General features: G+C 56.8%; 14 protein-coding genes. 8 read left to right on the top strand and 6 right to left on the bottom strand.

What is annotated here, in order from left to right; translation table 11 throughout:
- Together K7H21_RS13295 and K7H21_RS13290 are read right to left on the bottom strand one after the other, a co-directional pair.
- Nucleotides 1-972: a GGDEF domain-containing protein gene (locus K7H21_RS13295; protein WP_223035849.1), complete on the bottom strand. Its 972-nt coding sequence runs from the start codon at nt 970-972 to the stop codon at nt 1-3.
- Nucleotides 973-1,104: 132 nt separating this feature from the next.
- Nucleotides 1,105-2,028, bottom strand: a complete 924-nt coding sequence (locus K7H21_RS13290; protein WP_162626016.1) for a LysR family transcriptional regulator — start codon at nt 2,026-2,028, stop codon at nt 1,105-1,107.
- An 89-nt stretch (nt 2,029-2,117) separates the two neighbouring features.
- Between K7H21_RS13290 and K7H21_RS13285 the strand changes: the two genes are divergently transcribed.
- Both K7H21_RS13285 and gap read left to right on the top strand, forming a co-directional pair.
- Complete coding sequence (locus K7H21_RS13285) at nt 2,118-2,612, top strand: GNAT family N-acetyltransferase (RefSeq protein WP_004120909.1); 495 nt, start codon at nt 2,118-2,120, stop codon at nt 2,610-2,612.
- A 255-nt stretch (nt 2,613-2,867) separates the two neighbouring features.
- On the top strand, nt 2,868-3,866 hold the full coding sequence (gene gap, locus K7H21_RS13280; RefSeq protein WP_004120910.1) for a type I glyceraldehyde-3-phosphate dehydrogenase: 999 nt from the start codon (nt 2,868-2,870) through the stop codon (nt 3,864-3,866).
- Nucleotides 3,867-4,107: 241 nt separating this feature from the next.
- Here the strand turns inward: gap and aldA are convergent, their stop codons facing one another.
- Together aldA and K7H21_RS13270 are read right to left on the bottom strand one after the other, a co-directional pair.
- Entirely contained in the window at nt 4,108-5,547 is a 1,440-nt protein-coding gene (aldA, locus tag K7H21_RS13275) for an aldehyde dehydrogenase (RefSeq protein WP_223035848.1), read from the bottom strand.
- Between the two features lie 276 nt (nt 5,548-5,823).
- Nucleotides 5,824-6,615, bottom strand: coding sequence for a YdcF family protein (locus tag K7H21_RS13270; RefSeq protein WP_223035847.1), 792 nt, complete (start codon nt 6,613-6,615; stop codon nt 5,824-5,826).
- 410 nt (nt 6,616-7,025) lie between these two features.
- Between K7H21_RS13270 and K7H21_RS13265 the strand changes: the two genes are divergently transcribed.
- The 6 genes from K7H21_RS13265 to K7H21_RS13240 all read left to right on the top strand — a co-directional run bounded on the left by K7H21_RS13265 (nt 7,026) and on the right by K7H21_RS13240 (nt 13,717).
- Entirely contained in the window at nt 7,026-8,300 is a 1,275-nt protein-coding gene (locus K7H21_RS13265; protein WP_004120918.1) for a Glu/Leu/Phe/Val family dehydrogenase, read from the top strand.
- Nucleotides 8,301-8,477: 177 nt separating this feature from the next.
- Nucleotides 8,478-8,909, top strand: coding sequence for a MarR family winged helix-turn-helix transcriptional regulator (locus tag K7H21_RS13260; protein WP_004120921.1), 432 nt, complete (start codon nt 8,478-8,480; stop codon nt 8,907-8,909).
- Nucleotides 8,909-10,561, top strand: a complete 1,653-nt coding sequence (locus K7H21_RS13255; RefSeq protein WP_087829463.1) for an MFS transporter — start codon at nt 8,909-8,911, stop codon at nt 10,559-10,561. Before K7H21_RS13260 ends, K7H21_RS13255 begins: the two co-directional genes overlap by 1 nt.
- Nucleotides 10,562-10,580: 19 nt before the next feature.
- Nucleotides 10,581-11,666 carry an HlyD family secretion protein gene (locus tag K7H21_RS13250; RefSeq protein ID WP_049115427.1) on the top strand — a complete coding sequence of 362 codons (1,086 nt, stop codon included), beginning with the start codon at nt 10,581-10,583 and terminating at the stop codon, nt 11,664-11,666.
- Nucleotides 11,663-13,042 carry an efflux transporter outer membrane subunit gene (locus tag K7H21_RS13245; protein WP_223035846.1) on the top strand — a complete coding sequence of 460 codons (1,380 nt, stop codon included), beginning with the start codon at nt 11,663-11,665 and terminating at the stop codon, nt 13,040-13,042. The genes K7H21_RS13250 and K7H21_RS13245 overlap by 4 nt, the downstream gene beginning before the upstream one ends.
- Nucleotides 13,043-13,057: 15 nt before the next feature.
- The gene (locus K7H21_RS13240; RefSeq protein ID WP_049115430.1) at nt 13,058-13,717 is read left to right on the top strand and encodes an O-methyltransferase; all 660 of its coding nucleotides are present in this window, start codon (nt 13,058-13,060) and stop codon (nt 13,715-13,717) included.
- A 144-nt stretch (nt 13,718-13,861) separates the two neighbouring features.
- On the opposite strand, the gene K7H21_RS13235 is transcribed toward K7H21_RS13240, so the two are convergent.
- Nucleotides 13,862-14,707, bottom strand: coding sequence for a hypothetical protein (locus K7H21_RS13235; protein WP_004120931.1), 846 nt, complete (start codon nt 14,705-14,707; stop codon nt 13,862-13,864).
- Nucleotides 14,708-14,906: 199 nt separating this feature from the next.
- Nucleotides 14,907-18,752 (bottom strand): ATP-dependent RNA helicase HrpA, encoded by a 3,846-nt coding sequence (hrpA, locus tag K7H21_RS13230; RefSeq protein WP_232391414.1) that lies wholly within the window; start codon nt 18,750-18,752, stop codon nt 14,907-14,909.
- Nucleotides 18,753-18,954 lie beyond the last annotated feature (202 nt).

The following is an 18,954-nucleotide window of genomic DNA, read 5'->3' as shown; positions in this document are numbered from 1 at the left end:
CTACCGACGTTCCGCGCCATGGCTGCTCTTCGCCTGATACATGCGTCGGTCCGCCACCGCAACAATCTCATTGAGGCTATGATGCGCATCGGGATCGTATTCAACGCAGCCCCATGAGAACGCCAGCTGCCACGGATTGCCCGCCTGCTGATTGTACTCCGCGACGTTCTTGCTAAGCTGCTCCATCGCCTGGCCAGCGGCGTGCTGCGAGGTATTGGCAAGCAGGATGATAAATTCGTCGCCACCCTGCCTGGCAATTAAATCCGACTCTCTGAAGGTGGCCTTCATCAAATCAGCAATCGCCCTCAGGGCTTTATCTCCCTGTTCATGACCCCAGGTATCGTTAATCAGTTTAAAGCGATCGAGATCGATAAAGATGAGGCTCGCTGGTTCATTCCGCCGTCTGGCGGTCAGCAACGCGTACTCCGCTAACGACATAAAGCCCCGGCGGTTAAATAGCCCCGTCAGCTCGTCAGCGGTCGCCGCATCCAGCACCTTGAATTCATCTTCAACGATGGCGGCCAGGTCGCTTAAGATTTGTAGTTCATGAACGGAGAAAGCGCGCGGCTTGTGATCCATCAGACAGAACGCGCCGACCGTCGCGCCGTCAGGCAGCTGCACCGGGTATCCGGCATAAAAGCGGATAAAAGGCGCTTCGGTGACCAGCGGGTTATCGTGAAAGCGCAGGTCCTGCTGCAGGTCGTTGACGATTAAAGGATCGGTTTGCAGGATAGTATGCGCGCAGAATGTGATATCCCTCGGCAGGGTATCCACATCAAGTCCGGCGCAGGATTTTACGTGCAGGGTGTTTTCCCCCACGAGGCTAATCGAAGCCACCGGCAGATCGTAGAGCGTACGTGCAAGCCTGGTCAGGCGATCGAAACGCTCTTCTTTTCCGCTGTTTAATAATCCGGATGTCCGCAGCGATTGCAGACGGCGCAGTTCATCTGGATGAAGTCCGGCTAATTTCAATTTTTCTCTCTTACGTTATCAGGATAAATGACGCAGCGCTTACCAATGAAACGCGCATCAGGCTGTTAACAAACGATTCACATGTGTTATCTGATGAGTTAAGCATATATCGCTGGCTCGTCAAACGAGACATCAGGCGCGTTCTGCAGCAGCCCACTCCCTCAGCTTCGCTTTCAGCCACTGGCTCGCGCCGCGCTGCCCGCTCCGCTTATGTGAATAGATTTTCACTTCGAATGGCGGAACCTCAAACGGTAATTCAAAAACCTTCAGCTTCGCCGCGCCGAGCATTTTTTCCGCTGCGGAGCGCGGTATCGCCATAAGCAGTTCACTTTGCGCAATAATGAAGGGCGCGCTCAGCATAGAGGGTGTTTTGATGGTGATATGCCGCGCAAACCCCATTTTCGCGAGCTGTACGTCGAGAACCCCCTGGCTTTCATTCCACGGGGTGACCACCAGATGCTGGGCTGCCAGGTAATCCGCCAGCGTTAGCCGGGACCGGCTGGCGTGGCTTATTGCAACATAATCATCTTTTAGCCAGCAGATCTCATCCAGCTCCGGATGCTCTGCTTCATGCAAGGCGCTAAACCCCAGCGCTAAATCCACCTCGCCGGCCAGCAGTTCCGTCAGCGCCGGGCTGTGCGGCAGATAGCGCAGCTCGAAACGCAGGCCTGGCGCCTGTTGCTGCAGCCTGGGCATCAGCGTCGGGAAAACGCACTGCGCGGTAAAATCCGTGATCGCTATCTGTAAGCAGTCGGTACTGGCCGAGGCGACAAACTTCGGCTGCGGGGTCAACTCCTGATCTAAAAACTTTAACGCCGAGGCAATAGAAGGCGCGAGCTGGGTGGCGAACACGCTGGGGCACATACGATGCCCTTCGCGATAGAAAAGCGGGTCATTGAGCGCGGCGCGCAGCCTGGACAGCGCGTGGCTTAACGCCGAGGTGCTCATCGCCAGCTCTTCCGCCGCCAGGCGTACCGAACGATAACGGTAGACCGCCTCGAATACCGGGAGCAGATTCAAATCAAGACGACGCAGAGCTGGATGCATAATATTCATCATTGCGTGATTTCATTGCACTTAATTCTTCTAACCTTAACGTTTATGCTTTGCGGTATCAAACTTACGATGGCACAACAGGTAATCCAATGAATATGACCATTCGTCAGGCCAGCCCGGCGGACGCAAAAGCAATTTATGACATGATTTACGAGCTGGCGGTGTATGAAAAGGCGCCGGAACAGGTGGTCACCACGGTTGAAGAAATCCAGGCATCGCTTTTCGCCAGCGACAGTAAAACGGAAGCGCTAATCTGCGAGATTGACAGTAAGATCGCCGGCTACGCGGTGTTCTTTACCAGCTATTCCACCTGGCTCGGCCGCAACGGCATCTATATGGAAGATCTCTACGTCACTCCCGAGTTTCGCGGCCGCGGCGCAGGAAAAGCGCTGCTGAAAACCATCGCTCAGTTGGCGGTAAAAAGAGAGTGCGGTCGCCTGGAGTGGAGCGTGCTCGACTGGAACCAGCCGGCCATTGATTTTTATCTGAGCATTGGTGCCGTTGCGCAAAGTGAGTGGGTTCGCTATCGCCTTGACGGCGCCGCGCTTGCCGCTTTTGCTGAACTGGGCGGGAACGCCAAATAATCGGCCACGAGGTAGGCCCTTCCTGGGCCCACCTTTTCAATCCCTTGCCAATATGCCCGTGGCGTATAAAGCTGAAACAAAAAATTATTAACCGTTAACACCCCGCCCGCAACCCACCGAATTTATTCACTTTTCTGTTCGCGTTTTTATCAGCATTTAACGGCGCCGCAAAAATCGTTGGTTGCCCTATTCCGGCAGCTGAACTAAGCCTGGAGAAGTTTTTACCTGACAGTTCAACTGACCTGGAGATTCTTCATGAGTAAACTCGGGATTAATGGATTTGGGCGTATTGGACGTTTAGTGCTGCGCCGGTTACTGGAGGTTAACAGCCCTTTAGAGGTCGTGGCGATTAACGACCTGACATCACCTAAAGTGCTGGCCTACCTGTTAAAGCATGATTCAAACTACGGGCCTTTCCCATGGAGCGTAGATTTTACTGAAGATGCGCTGATCGTTGATGGCAAAAAAATTACCGTTTTTGCGGAAAAAGAGGCTCAGCATATTCCGTGGAAAGCGGTAGGCGCCGAGCTGATTGTCGAGTGTACGGGTTTTTATACCTCCGCGGAAAAAGCGCAGGCGCATCTGACCGCCGGCGCGAAAAAAGTACTGATCTCCGCGCCCGCTGGCGATATGAAAACCATTGTCTATAACGTTAACGACGACACGCTGGACGCCAACGATACAATTATTTCCGTGGCCTCCTGCACCACCAACTGCCTGGCGCCGATGGCGAAAGTGCTCCATGACGCATTTGGCATTAAAGTGGGGACCATGACCACTATTCACGCCTATACCGGTACGCAATCGCTGGTTGACGGCCCGCGCGGCAAAGATCTACGCGCTTCCCGAGCGGCGGCGGAAAATATCATTCCGCATACTACCGGGGCGGCGAAAGCCATTGGGCTGGTTATTCCAGCGCTGAGCGGCAAGCTGAAGGGCCACGCCCAGCGCGTACCGACCAAAACAGGGTCGGTGACTGAGCTGGTGTCAGTGCTGGAGAAAAAGGTCTCCGCCGAAGAAGTCAATCAGGCGATGAAAAATGCTGCGGCGAACAATGAATCATTCGGTTATACCGAAGAAGAGATCGTTTCATCGGACGTCATCGGCAGCCATTTCGGTTCAATTTACGATGCCACGCAGCTGGAGATTGCTGAGGTTGGCGATCTGCAACTGGTGAAAACCGTGGCCTGGTACGATAACGAGTATGGCTTCGTTACCCAGCTTATCCGGGTGCTGGATAAATTCGCGAAGTAAGTCGCAGACGGTTCGGCACGCGTAGCCCGGACAGATGCGCAGCATCGCCTCCGGGAAATGATGCCATCCTGCGCTCTGTTCCCCGGGCAGCGCAGAGCGCCTGCCCGGGCTACGGGTACGTGCGCCTGCGTTTGGGTAGTTTAGGTAGCCCGGGTAAGGCGTCAGCCGCGACCCGGGGGCGATCTGCGGGCTGGACAGCCCGGAAAGATGCGCAGTATCGCCACCGGGAGACGCTGCCGACTCAGGCCTGCAGATAGACCACCTGGGTTTGCAGATACTCATTCAGACCGTGACGTCCGTCGGCGCCGCCAATGCCCGATTTACGCCATCCGGCATGGAAACCCTGCATCGCTTCGAAGTTTTCGCGGTTAATATAGGTTTCGCCAAATTTTAGCCCCTTGATCGCCTTCATTGCGACGTTCAGGTCGCGGGTATAGATCGACGACGTCAGCCCATAATCGCTATCGTTGGCCATCGCCAGCGCCTCTTCAAGGGTATCAAACGCCACCACCGGCAGCACCGGACCGAATGTCTCTTCATGCACGATATCCATCTCCTGGCGCACATCCAGCAGCAGCGTTGGCGGATAAAAATAGCCCCTCCCCGTCACCGCTTTACCGCCAATGGCGACGCGCGCGCCCTGGGCAACCGCTTTTGCCACCTTCTGCTCAACGCGCTCCAGCGCGGCGGCGTTAATCAACGGACCCATCGCGATATCGTCGCGTGCCGCCGGATCGCCAAACTGTACCGCCTTCAGCGCTTCGCCAAGGCGATTAACAAAGCGATCGTAAATGCCCTTTTGCACGTATACGCGCTCGACGCAGTTGCACACCTGCCCGCTATTGATGACCCGAGAATCCACCACCGCCTTAACCGCCAGCTCAAGATCCGCATCATCCATCACGATAGCAGGTGCTTTCCCGCCCAGCTCCAGACACACTTTAGTGATGTTTTTCGCCGCCGCGGCCATAATCTTCTCGCCTGCAGCGACGCTGCCGGTCATGCTGACCATCGCTACTTTCGGATTGCCCGCCAGCTCCTGGCCTACGGTTTCGCCGCGGCCCAGCACCAGGTTAAAGACCCCTTTCGGTAGACCAATATCATGGACGATTTGCGCAAAAACGATGGCGTTATTCGGCGTAAATTCACTCGGTTTAATGACGATGGTATTACCGGTAATCAGCGCCGGCGCCAGCTTGCGGGCAATCAGGAAGAACGGAAAATTCCACGGCAGGATACCGGTCGTCACGCCCAGCGCGCGCTTGAATACCAGAATGTTCTCCCCCGGGCGGTCGCTCTGCACAATTTCACCTTCATAACGGCGCGCCCACTCGGCCATATAATCAAGATAATCGGCGGTAAAAGAGACCTCCACCGCCGCCAGCTGCTGGATTTTTCCGCCCTCGGCGACGATAAGCGCGGCGATCTCTTCCGCACGTTGGCGGATACCGGCGGCGATTTTGCGTAACCATCCCGCGCGCTCAATCGCCGGCAGGGCTTCCCAGCCAGGCTGCGCGCGCTCGGCGGCGAGAATCGCTCGCCTTGCATCTTCCGCGCTGCCGTCGGGGATCCGCGAAAGCAGCGCTTCCGTCGCCGGGTTGATCACATCAATCCACGCATCACCGCGGCCGGGTTCAAACTGGCCGTCAATATACATAGGGTGTTGAACGGGTGCTGTCATGGTCTGCTCCTAAGGATTATTGTTTTTAACAGGTGAACTAGATGTTAAAAACTATCGTCCATAAGGCAAAGAGACAGCATGAGGGCTTGTTTTTGTGAGATATTTCATAAAAACAGATGAAGCTAACGCGCAAAAAATCACAATTCAATAACACGAGCTGCCCGTTTGCGATACCGCCAACGCAAACGGGCAAATTTCCCGACGCCGGCGACCATGCCAGGCGTCTAAAGGAGGAAGAAACGCGAACCAACAGCGATGAAAAGCGCTTATGGCTACCTAAGCCAGCTGCCGCGCGCTTAGCGCATCGGAGAGCAGACGGTCGTCGTGCAGCGTCTGCCACGCCTGAGCAATGTGCGGCGGAATATCCACATGCGCGATAAAATCCTTGCCTAACGGGCCGTAGCCCTGCGGGTTATCCGCCAGCCGCGGCGGTTCGCCGAGGATCAGCGCCAGATAGCGCCCCACCGGCCACAAACCCGCATCTTTCCCGCTAAAAGTGACACCGTCACTCCCGTTACATAATACTGGCGCGCACCCCGGCGTGCTGTACCACGTTGGCGCTCGCGGATCGTCTTGCCAGACGCGGGCAAACGTCGCCATCGTTCTGCGCTGCATGGTCGGATCCTGAATCACCACCCCTGTACGATGGGCAATGCCCCTCTCCTCAAGCATTTCCCGGGTAAAGCGCGCGTTCTCTCCGCAGTTGGTGGAGCGATCCTCCACCACGATGTGTTGGCGCGGAATGGCCCAGAACTGATGGGCGATGTCGGCCAGGATATGCGCTTCGGCGCGATCCCTTACCGCGATGGCGCGGTAGCGCGGGTCGTTTAACACCGACTGGTATAAAAACGAAGTGGAGTGACCGATACCGCCGCTGATCAGCAGCGGAACCGCGTGCTGCGCCGCCAGCCGGCAGGCGAAATCGATGGTCGGGATCACTGCGTTGCCAGCCAGCACCACCACCTCTATTTGCGGATCAACGGGCAAATCATCCTGCGCCAGCCAGGCTCCCAGCTGGTTCGCCGCGGCCAGTACCGATTCGGGTAGCGATGGAAAATGTTCTGACATGTTTTCTCCTGTTAACACTCTCAGCCGTAGATTAGCGGCCACCATCTTAGACGCTGGCGCGAACTTTGGGTAATAAAGCGCGAATAGCGCACCCACGCCTCTTAAGCAACAAAGTCAACACATCTGAATAGCGTTTTATTCACTTTTTGAAGAGGGTCAAGAATCTAATAAATAGGGAGAAAGGGTCACAACTACGGCTTTAATGCACAAAAATGCATATTCATCCATGAGGAGCGTTATTTTACGTTTTTTTATTCACAAAAAGCTGAATCCCAGCCGCAACGACAGCATATTCTGCATTTTTGCCAAATACCGTCCCATTAAATTGGTGATAACATTCTCGTTACAGAGTTTATAGCTGTACCTTTCCACGGTTAACAAAATAATTATCACTGCGAAACAGGACTCTTATGGAAAAGTTATCTTACGCTTCTGAAAGTAGTACATCTCCATGGACCACCTACCTGCGCCAAATCGATCGCGTCGCGCCCTACCTCGGCGATCTCGCTTTCTGGATTGAAACCCTGCGCCATCCGAAACGCGCGCTAATCGTTGATATCCCTGTGCAAATGGACGACGGTACTATCCGCCACTTCGAAGGTTACCGCGTTCAGCACAACCTCTCGCGCGGACCGGGTAAAGGCGGCGTGCGCTACCATCCTGATGTTGATCTCAATGAAGTTATGGCGCTTTCAGCCTGGATGACCATCAAGTGTGCGGCAGTTAATATTCCCTACGGCGGCGCCAAAGGCGGCATCCGCGTCGACCCGTTCTCATTGTCGGAAGGTGAACTGGAGCGTTTGACCCGTCGCTATACCAGCGAGATCGGCATTATTATCGGGCCGCAAAAAGACATTCCGGCGCCGGACGTCGGCACCAACGGCAAAGTGATGGCCTGGATGATGGATACCTACTCCATGAACCACGGCACCACCATCACCGGCGTGGTCACCGGCAAGCCTATTCACCTGGGCGGTTCGCTGGGCCGTGAAAAAGCCACCGGCCGCGGCGTATTCGTCACCGGTCGCGAAGTAGCTCGCCGCAGCGGTATCGAAATCGAGGGCGCAAAAGTCGCGCTACAGGGTTTTGGTAACGTAGGTAGCGAAGCGGCCCGCTTGTTCGCAGGCGTCGGCGCACGGATTGTGGTAATTCAGGACCACACCGCCACCCTATATAACGAGGGCGGTATTGATATGGCCGCGCTGACCGCATGGCAGGCCGAGAACAAGCAAATCGCCGGTTTCCCTGGCGCCCGCGAAATTGCCAAAGAAGCGTTCTGGACGACGCCGATGGATATTCTGATCCCGGCGGCGCTGGAAGGCCAGATTACGCGCGAGCGCGCCGAAACCCTCAGCTGCAAACTGGTGCTCGAAGGCGCTAACGGCCCGACCTACCCGGAAGCGGATGATGTGCTGGCCGAGCGCGGCATCGTGGTGGTGCCGGACGTTATCTGTAACGCCGGCGGCGTCACCGTGAGCTACTTCGAATGGGTGCAGGATATGGCCAGCTTCTTCTGGAGCGAAGAAGAGATCAACGCCAAAATGGACCGTATCATGACCGATGCGATCGTTCACGTTTACGAAAAAGCGGTGGAAAAAGCGTGCTCTTTACGCACCGCCGCCTATATCGTGGCCTGTGAGCGGATCCTGATGGCGCGTAAAGATCGCGGTATTTATCCGGGATAATCCCTCTTCTCAGCCCGGTTAATGCCGGGCTTGAGACCAGCCCCCTTCTTTGCCCTTCGCAAGTCTTATTCCACATTAAACGCACATACCGTTAACCTGTTTTTACCAAACGGGCTTGAATTCTCGTTCTGGTCAGGCAAAAATCATTAGAGCTCTAACGATATTGCAGGCTGATCTATGGATAACCGACAGCTTAACTTTTCCCATCTTTTATATCTGACCGCCCACCACTGGCGCCTGGCGGTCAACCGCCGACTCAAGGACCTTGGCATGAGCCAGGCCAGCTGGGTCGCCGTTTCCGCCATCGCGCGCAACGAAAAGCCGCTATCGCAAAGCGAGCTGGCCCAGGAGCTGGGCGTCGAAAGCGCAACCCTCGTACCGCTGCTCAACCGGCTGGTCGATCTCGGTCTGGTCGAGCGGGTGAAAACCGAGCGCGATAAACGCAAACGGCTGCTGATTGCCACCGCCAAAGGCCTTGAAGTGTACCAGCAGGTGAAAACGGTGGCCGATGATTTGCGGGAGGAGATCCTTACCGCCATTACCCCCGAAGAGCAGCAGCAGACGCAGCAGGTACTGGAGAAGCTGCTGCGCGAGGTCGAGAAAAAATAATGCCTCGCCGACACGCCAATCCCTATATTCCTCACGACTGGGCCCCGCACGAAAAACCAGCGATCCTCGGCTCGCCGTCGACCCCGATCCACAGTACGCCAAAACGCATTGCCTACGGGATCGTCGGGCTGCTGGTATGCCTGACCGGCGCGTTGGGCAATGCGGTGGTGACCGCTAATCTACAGCTGTTGCAGGGTACTTTTGCCGCCTGGTCGACGGAGATTGCCTGGCTCCCGGCAGTCTACGTAATGACCAACGTGTCCATTAACCTGCTGCTGGTGAAGTTCCGCCAGCAGTTCGGCCTGCGCGCTTTTACCGAAGGTTTTCTCGTACTCTACGTGCTGGTGACCTTCTTCCACCTGTTCGTCAACGACCTGAGTTCCGCGCTGATGGTCCGCGCCGCCCACGGCATGGTGGCCGCGGCGCTAAGCTCGCTGGGGATTTATTATCAGGTGCAGGCCTGGCCCGCCCGCCATCGGCTCAAAGCGCTGACCATCGGCATCACCGGTTCATCGCTGGCGATCCCGCTGGCGCGCCTGTTCTCCACCGAGCTGCTGCAAATCGACGAGTGGCGCGGGCTGTACTTCTTTGAACTGGGGCTGGCGCTGGTGTCGCTGGCCTGTGTGATCGCCCTCAAGCTGCCGCCAAGCGATCGGAAAAAGGTATTTGAGAAAAAAGATTTCATCACCTTCTTTCTGCTGGCGCCAGGGATGGCGCTGGTCACCGCGGTGCTGTCGCTGGGGCGGCTGGACTGGTGGTTCGAAGCGTCGTGGATCGGCTGGGCGCTGGCGGGCGCTGTGGTGCTGATTGTCTCCGCGATTGCTTTTGAGCATAACCGCAGCAACCCGCTGCTCAATATCAAATGGCTCTCCAGCGGCAGTATTCTGCGTCTCGGGCTGATTATGCTGCTGATCCGTATCGTGCTGGCGGAGCAGAATACCGGCGTCATCGGCTGGCTGCAGTACGTCGGCCTGCAGAACGAACAGATGACCAACCTGGCGTGGTCGATTTTCGCCGGGATCCTCTGCGGTATTGTCGCCAGCTGTCTGACGCTCAACCCGCAGCGCCTCTACTGGCCCACCGCCACCGCGCTGGCGTTAATTATGGTTGGATCGCTGCTCGACAGCCAGTCGACGATCCTGACCCGCCCGGAGCAGCTGATGTTCAGTCAGTTTCTGCTGGGTTTCGGCAGCGCTTTCTTCCTCGCCCCGGCGATGCTGGCAGGGATTGGCGGGGTCATTGCCGACCAGCGCAACCTGGTGAGCTTCTCGGTACTGTTCGGCATGAGTCAGAATATCGGCGGCCTGCTGGGCTCCGCCATTCTCGGTACTTTCCAGACCTGGCGGGAGAAGTTTCACTCCAGCCAGCTCGCCGACCAGCTCACCACGCTCAATCCGCTGATTACCGAGCGTATACAGCAGTACAGCCAGATGTATCAAAGCCAGATTGGCGACAGCACCCTGCTCAATGTTCAGGCCACCATGCTGTTGCAAAACGCCGCCACGCTGCAGGCCAATATTCTCGCTTACAATGATACCTATCTGCTGACGGCGGCGATTTCAGCCGCCACGCTGGTATGGGTTTTCTGGCGCTTAATAAGATTACGTATTACCGCCCGTATCGCGCTGAAACGCGCAACGGGAAGTAAATAAAATTCACTCTGGAGTCATTATGAGTCAGCAGGATGCGGCCAAACAGCAGGCCAACACCCGAAATAATATTCGCATCGTCTCGATTTTCACCGCCGCCGCCATTGGCATCGTTGGCGTACTGGTTATTCTCTATGCCTGGCAGCTGCCGCCGTTTACCCGTGAAAGCCAGTTTACCGATAACGCCTACGTTCGCGGGCAAACCACGTTTATCAGCCCGCAGGTCAACGGTTATATCACCGAGGTTAAGGTTCAGGATTTTAATCAGGTGAAAGCCGGCGACGTGCTGTTCCAGATTGACGAGCGCATCTATAAGCAGCGCGTCCATCAGGCGCAAGCAACGCTGGCGATGAAAGAGGCGGCGCTGAAGAACAATCAGCAACAGCGCAGAAGCGCCGAGGCGGTCATCGCACGTAACGAAGCGGCGCTGCAGAACGCCCGCGCGCAGAATCTGAAAACCCAGGCCGATTTAAAACGCGTTCAGGAGCTGACCGCTGACGGCTCGCTATCGATTCGCGAACGTGATTCCGCCCGCGCCAGCGCGGCGCAAGGTACCGCGGATATCGAGCAGGCCAAAGCAACGCTGGAGATGTCACGCCAGGACCTGCAATCCACCATCGTTAACCGCGATTCGCTGCTCGCCGACGTCGCCAGCGCAAAAGCAGCGCTGGAGCTGGCGCAGATCGACCTGCAAAACACCCGGATTATCGCGCCGACTGACGGTCAGCTCGGGCAAATCTCGGTTCGCCTTGGCGCCTACGTGACCGCTGGGACGCATCTCACCTCGCTGGTGCCGCCGCAGCACTGGCTGATCGCGAATCTCAAAGAGACCCAGCTGGCGCAGGTGCGCGTCGGGCAACCGGTGACCTTTACCGTTGATGCGCTGAACAGCGAGAAATTCACCGGCACGGTGCAGAGCATCTCTCCGGCGACCGGCGTCGAGTTCAGCGCCATTTCCCCGGATAACGCCACCGGTAACTTCGTGAAAATCGCCCAGCGCATTCCGGTACGCATCGCCGTTGATGAGGGGCAGAAGAACGGCCAGCGTCTGCGGCCGGGGATGTCGGTGCAGGTCACCATTGATACCCGCGCGGAGAAACAGCAATGATTCGTCCGCTCGCTCTCGCCGTTATCCTTGTGCTGGTCGGTTGCCAGTCCGCGGACGTTCAGCAGGCCGCGCCCGGTTTACAGATCCCTGCCGCCTGGCGGGCGGATGTCGGTCCGTCCAGCCCCGTTGAGGGCGTGTGGTGGCGCAATTTTCATGACAGCACGCTCAACCAGTATGTCGACCAGGCGTTGCGCTATAACAGCGACGTGCTGCTCGCTCGCGAACGGGTCAACGAGTACCAGGCCCGGGCCTACGCCGCCGATAGCAGCCTGTTTCCCTCGCTCGACGCCGGGTTGACCGGCACCCGCGCGCGGTCCCAGTCGGCGGCTACCGGGCTGCCCGTTCACAGTACGGTGTATAAAGGCGCGCTGACCGCCAGCTACGATGTTGATCTCTGGGGCGCAAACCGCAGCGCCGCCAGCGCGGCGCAAGCCAGCCTGGAAGCGCAAAAAGCTGCGGCCGCCGCGGCGAACCTGACCGTCGCCTCTTCGGTGGCGGTCAGTTACATCACCCTACTATCGTTGGATGAACAGCTGCGGGTGACGCAACAAACGCTAAAATCACGCGAAGACGCTTTCAACCTGGCGAAACGCCAGTTTGAAACCGGCTATACCTCGCGCCTGGAGCTGATGCAGGCGGACTCCGAACTGCGCTCCACGCGCGCGCAAATTCCGCCGCTGCGCCATCAAATCGCCCAGCAGGAAAATGCGCTCAGCCTTTTGCTCGGCGCCAATCCGGGCGCCGTTAAGCGCAACGCGTTCGCGCAGCTTTCGCCGCTATCGCTACCTTCCCAGCTGCCGTCAACCCTGCTCAACCGCCGACCGGATATCGTTCAGGCCCAGCGTCAACTGGTGGCCGCCGACGCCACCCTGGCGTCATCGCAGGCGCAGCTGCTGCCGTCCATCAACCTTACCGCCACCGGCAGCCTGCAGGATCGCACCCTGCCCGACCTGCTGGATAATCCGCTACGCTTATGGAGCCTCGGCGGCAGCATTCTGGCGCCGTTGCTCAACCGCCAGGCGCTGAATGCTGAGGTCGACGTATCGATGGCCCAGCGCAATCAGGCGCTGTATAGCTATGAAAAAACGGTGCGCGCCGCGTTTAAAGAGGTGAACGACAGCCTCGATGCCATTAATCGCTACGGCGATCAGTTGGCGGAGCTACTTGAACAGGAGAACGTTGCTAAGGAGACGCTACGTATCGCCCAGAACCGCTATCGCAACGGCTACTCATCCTATCTGGATGTACTCGACGCCCAGCGCACGCTGTTTTCCACCCAGCTCAGCGTGGTACAGGTGAAAAACAACCTGCTGCTGGCGCAAGTTGATTTGTACCGGTCGCTGGGAGGCGGCTGGTCTGATTCATCAGGGATGTAATACGGGAAATCTGACATGCAACAACAGTGGTCGGCAGTAGATAATTATCTCGTGACAGCGTTAATCCCCACCGATCCGCTCCTCAGCCAGGTTCTGGCGAATAATCAGCACGCCGGGCTTCCGGCGATCGACGTCGCCGCCAATCAGGGGCAGTTCCTGGCCCTGCTGGTGCGCATGACGGGCGCCAAACGCATCCTCGAGATCGGCACGCTCGGCGGCTACAGCACGATCTGGATGGCCAGGGAGTTGCCCGTCGATGGTGAATTGCTCACCCTGGAGGCCGACGCGCATCATGCCGCCGTCGCGCGCGAGAACCTCCGTCTGGCAGGCGTGAACGATCGCGTTGCGGTACTGGAAGGCCCGGCGCTGACCAGCCTGGAAAAGCTGGGCGATCGCCCGCCGTTCGATCTCATTTTTATCGACGCGGATAAACCGAATAATCCTGGCTATCTGCGCTGGGCGTTGCGCTATTCTCGCCCGGGGACAGTGATTGTGGGCGATAACGTGGTGCGCGACGGCGAAGTGACGAACCCGGATAGCGAGGACGACCGGGTGCAGGGCGTCAGAGCGTTTATCGACATGATGGGCAGCGACCCGCGGCTGACGGTCACGGCCCTGCAAACGGTGGGCAGCAAAGGCTGGGACGGGTTCACCCTCGCGTGGGTGAACGAATAATGAGTCTGAAAATCCGGATTGCGGCGCGAAGCTACAATCCGGATCATGTTAGCTATGGTGATGGGTTAATTCTGATAATGGATTACATATCAGATTGCACATGTCTTTTGCATCAGTGAGTAACATCCTTGTTTACAGAGCAAATCATTGAGAATGATTCGGCTGATATTCAATCTGATAATTTACCTCTATTTCCCTGTCGGCCCCCGCGCGAGCTGTATCAGCTTCCCACCTGTTCTCCTGCGTGCAGTTTCCGACAACATCCCACCTTACGCATTTTTCCTCGAAACGGGAGCGATTTTCAGCCGTCAGTCCCAGAAGCAGGCTCGACAGCCAGCGCCCTTGTCCGTCCCAGCGCAGGAGTCGGGAACGTGACTCTTCGGTAACATGTGCTAAACGCCCATTGATATCGTGGTAATAGTCGACGATGATTGCCGCCGGAGAACCCGTGGGCTTTATCACTTCACGAATCAGGCGATTTTGATCGTCATAAAGATATTCCCAGGTCGTGGTTTCCAGCAGTTTGTCATCCATTTTATATTGGCCTTCTGCGCGGACAATTCGGCCCAATTCGTCGGTATAGTAATGTCGGCTATCGATGCTGGTCTTATTCGGATAAAAGCCGTCGATTCTCATCTCCGTCAGCCAGCCCTTTTGTTTATCACGGATGACAGTCGTTGTGCTTCGCATTGTCTTATTATTACCAATATCACGCTCTTCCGTTTCAGCGCGACTTTCCAGTTGCCCGCAGTGAGAAAGTGACATCGTGCCGGATGATTCATAACGATAAAGTTTTCCTTTACCGGAAAAGTGCACGCTAAGAGACTTCTCGCCCGGCATCATGGGCGGCATTTTTGTCAGAATCATATAGTTTGAACTATTGATAAATAACTGTTTTTCTGCACAAGTCGTCGTGGTCTTTTCATTAGCAAAGGCCGAAGAGCACGCTGCGGTTAAAATTGAAATCATCGTGACGATTTTTATATTCATATAATATTTACATCCCTTTAAATAATTAGTTTTAGCAATACTTTATTTCATCCGAATTTATATGTTTTATACTACAGCATTAGCCGTTCTGGCTGTCGTTAAGATCAATAATATTAAGACGAACGCATAATGGATATTTAATAATTTGGCATGACGTTTCCATTCCCTGAAAGAGAATGAAAACGCCATTGCCGTAGTATCAGGCCACAATCGCGTCCATTGCCTGCAGCACTCGCTTGTCGGATATCGGATACGGCGTGCCGAGCTGCTGGGCGAACAGGCTGACGCGCAGCTCTTCAATCATCCAGCGGATCTCCTGCACGTCGTTATCCTGACGGCGCTGAGGCGGCAGCTTATTCAACCACTGCTGCCACGCCTGCTGGATGCTCTCCACCTTGAGCATCTGCGCGCGGTCACGGTGCGGATCGATCGCCATTTTCTCAAGCCGCTTTTCAATCGCCTGCAGATAGCGCAGCGTATCCCCAAGGCGGCGGAAGCCATTGCCGGTGACGAAACCGCGATACACCAGCCCGCTCATCTGCGATTTGATATCCGACAGCCCAAGCGCCATGGTCATATCCACGCGGCCTTTCAGGCGTTTATTGATATTGAACACCGCGGTCAGGATCTGCTCAACCTGTTTGGCGATTTCCACCACCGTCTCGTTGAGTTCAGCGCGCACCTTTTCATGCAGCGCGGCAAAGCCCTCTTCGGTCCATACCGGGCCGCCCGCTTCATCGATCAGCTTATCCACGCCGCAGGAGATACAGTCATCGATCAGATCCAGCACCTTGCCGTAGGGGTTGAAATAGAGCCCCAGCTTGGCTTTATTCGGCAGCTTCTCATGCAGGTATTTAATCGGCGACGGGATATTCAGCAGCAGCAGGCGACGCAGGCCGCGCCACATCTCCTGCTGCTGCTCCAGCGGGTTATCAAACAGCTTGATCGCCACGCTGTCGCGCTCGTCCACCAGCGCCGGCCAGGCCTTAACTTTGTAGTTGCCGCGCTTCTGCTCGTAGCTCTCCGGAAGCCGGCCAAAGCTCCAGATATGCAGCCCGCTCTGCTCGATACCGTCATCGGCAACCGCGGACAGCGTCTCCTGCACCTTACCTTTCAGCGCATCTTTCAGATCCTGCAGCGAGCGCCCTTCCTGCAGCTTCTTGTTTTTCTCGTCCACCACCCTGAAAGTGATTTTCAGATGATCGGGTACCTGATCCCATTGCCAGGCCTCGCGGTCGATAGTCACGCCGGTCATCCGCCGCAGCTCACGTTCAAGGGAATCCAGCAGCGGCAGCTCCAGCGGCGTCGCGCGGCCTAAAAACGCCTCCGCGTAGTTCGGCGCTGGAACGAAGTTACGCCGTACCGGCTTCGGCAGCGATTTAATCAGGGCGATAACCAGCTCGCGACGCAACCCCGGGATCTGCCACTCAAATCCGGCTTCTTCCACCTGGTTGAGCAGCGGCAGTGGAATATGCACCGTTACGCCGTCAGCGTCGGCGCCCGGTTCAAACTGATAGGTGAGACGCAGCTTCAGGTTGCCCTGGTGCCAGAAGTTCGGATAGTCGAGCTTACTGACCTGCTCCGCGCCTTCCTTAATCAGCATGCTCTTTTCAAAGTTGAGCAGATCCGGCGTCTCGCGGCTGGCCTGTTTCCACCACTTGTCGAAATGGCGCGCTGAGATGACGTCATGGCTGATACGCTGGTCGTAGAACTCAAACAGCGTTTCGTCATCGACGAGAATATCGCGGCGGCGCGACTTATGCTCCAGCTCTTCAATCTCGTTGCGCAGCTTCAGGTTGTCACGGAAGAAGGCGTGACGAGTCTGCCAGTCGCCCTCCACCAGCGCATGGCGGATAAATAGCTCGCGGCACAGCGCCGGATCAATCTGGCTATAGTTGACCTTGCGGGCCGCCACAATCGGCAGCCCGTAAACGGTGACCTTTTCCGTCGCCATCACCGCGCCCTGCCCGCGCTCCCAGTGGGGTTCGCTGTACGAGCGTTTGATCAAATGCTGCGCCACCGGCTCGACCCACTCCGGCTCAATGCGCGCGGCGATACGCCCCCACAGGCGGCTGGTTTCCACCAGTTCGGCGACCATCGTCCATTTTGGCGGCTTTTTGAACAACCCCGATCCAGGGAAGATGGAGAAGCGAGCGTTGCGCGCGCCGGTAAACTCCTGCTTGTCGGCGTCTTTCATACCGATATGCGACAGCAGACCGGTCAGCAGCGCGGTGTGAATTTCGCGATACTCCGCCGGCTCGCTGTTCACCGGCAGCCCGAGCTCTTTCACCACCTGACGCAGCTGGGTATAGATATCCTGCCACTCGCGCACGCGCAGGTAGTTGAGGAAATCGACCCGGCACTGGCGGCGGAACTGGTTCGAGGAGAGCGCTTTTTGCTGCTCGCCCAGGTAGTTCCACAGGTTGACGAACGCCAGGAAGTCGGACTCTTTATCGTGGAAACGGCGATGTTTCTCGTCAGAGGCCTGCTGCTTGTCCATTGGCCGCTCGCGCGGGTCCTGAATGGAGAGCGCCGAGGTGATAATCATCGCCTCGCGCACGCAGCCGTGTTTTTGCGCTTCCAGCACCATGCGCGCCAGACGCGGGTCCACCGGTAGCTGGCTAAGCTGACGGCCCATCGGCGTCAGCTTATAAGCGGTCTGCTGTTCGTCGGTGGTAATCGCCCCCAGCTCTTCCAGCAGGCGAACGCCGTCCTGAATATTGCGTTTATCCGGCGCTTCAACAAACGGAAACGCGGCGATATCGCCCAGGCCCAGCGCGGTCATCTGCAGGATAACAGATGCCAGGTTGGTGCGCAGAATCTCCGGGTCGGTAAATGCCGGGCGCGACAGGAAGTCATCTTCCGAATAGAGACGAATACAGATCCCTTCCGACACGCGACCGCAGCGGCCTTTACGCTGGTTAGCCGACGCCTGGGAAACCGGCTCAATAGGCAGGCGCTGCACTTTGGTGCGGAAGCTGTAGCGGCTGATACGCGCGGTACCCGGGTCAATAACGTACTTGATGCCCGGCACGGTCAGCGAGGTTTCGGCGACGTTGGTGGCCAGCACGATCCGCCGCCCGCTGTGGGCCTGGAACACACGGTTCTGTTCGCTATTGGAAAGCCGCGCATACAGAGGCAGCACTTCGGTATGGCGCAGATTCAGCTTATTGAGCGCATCGGCGGTATCGCGGATTTCACGCTCGCCGCTCATAAAGATAAGGATATCACCGGGGCTTTCGCGCCCGAGTTCATCAACGGCGTCAAATATCGCCTGCAGCTGATCGCGCTCGGTGTCGTCGGCGTCTTCAACGATGGGTCGATAGCGCACTTCTACCGGGTAGGTGCGCCCGGACACTTCGATAATCGGCGCGTTGTTAAAGTGGCGCGAGAAGCGTTCCGGATCGATGGTCGCCGAGGTGATTATAATTTTCAAATCCGGGCGACGGGGCAGCAGTTCCCGCAGGTAGCCAAGCAGGAAGTCGATATTGAGGCTGCGTTCGTGCGCTTCATCGATAATGATGGTGTCGTACTGCATCAGCAGCCGATCCTGCTGGATTTCCGCCAGCAGAATACCGTCGGTCATCAGCTTAACCATGGTGTTATCGCTGACGTGGTCGCTAAAGCGGACTTTATAGCCAATGCAGCCGCCCGGCTCCGTTTGCAGCTCTTCGGCGATACGGTTGGCGACGGTACGCGCGGCCAGACGACGCGGTTGCGTATGGCCAATTAAGCCTTTAACGCCGCGCCCCAGCTCCATACAAATTTTTGGCAGCTGGGTGGTTTTCCCCGAACCGGTTTCCCCCGCCACAATCACCACCTGGTGATCGCGCACGGCTTCGAGAATCTCCTGTTTTTTCTGGCTAACCGGCAGATTCTGCGGATAATCGATAGCCGGTCGGGCGGCTTCGCGCAGCAGGACTCTCCCTGCCGCCTGTTCAATTTCTTGCGCCATCTCCTGAAGGATGGCCTGCTGGGCATCAGGATTTTTAACCTTCTTCACGCCGTGCAGGCGACGGGCAAAGCGCGACTTATCGCGCAGCATCAGGCCATCCAGCCGTGCAAAGAGCTGAGAGAAGGTTATTTTTTGTTGTTCTGTCATAGCGTTATCGGGCAGCGCACTGCCGGGAAAAATCTCTTTTGATGTATTGCGTTAGAGTACCACATCCGCGCAATTCGTGCCTTGTTCAAAAAAACTGAATACAGAGTTCGATTTATTGCGCTTTCTCTGCGACATGATTGTGAAT

Origin of the sequence: Klebsiella sp. CTHL.F3a, from assembly GCF_019890895.1 — a bacterium.
In the GTDB taxonomy this organism is placed as follows: Bacteria; Pseudomonadota; Gammaproteobacteria; order Enterobacterales; family Enterobacteriaceae; genus Klebsiella; species Klebsiella grimontii.
This window is presented reverse-complemented; position numbering and strand designations above follow the sequence as displayed.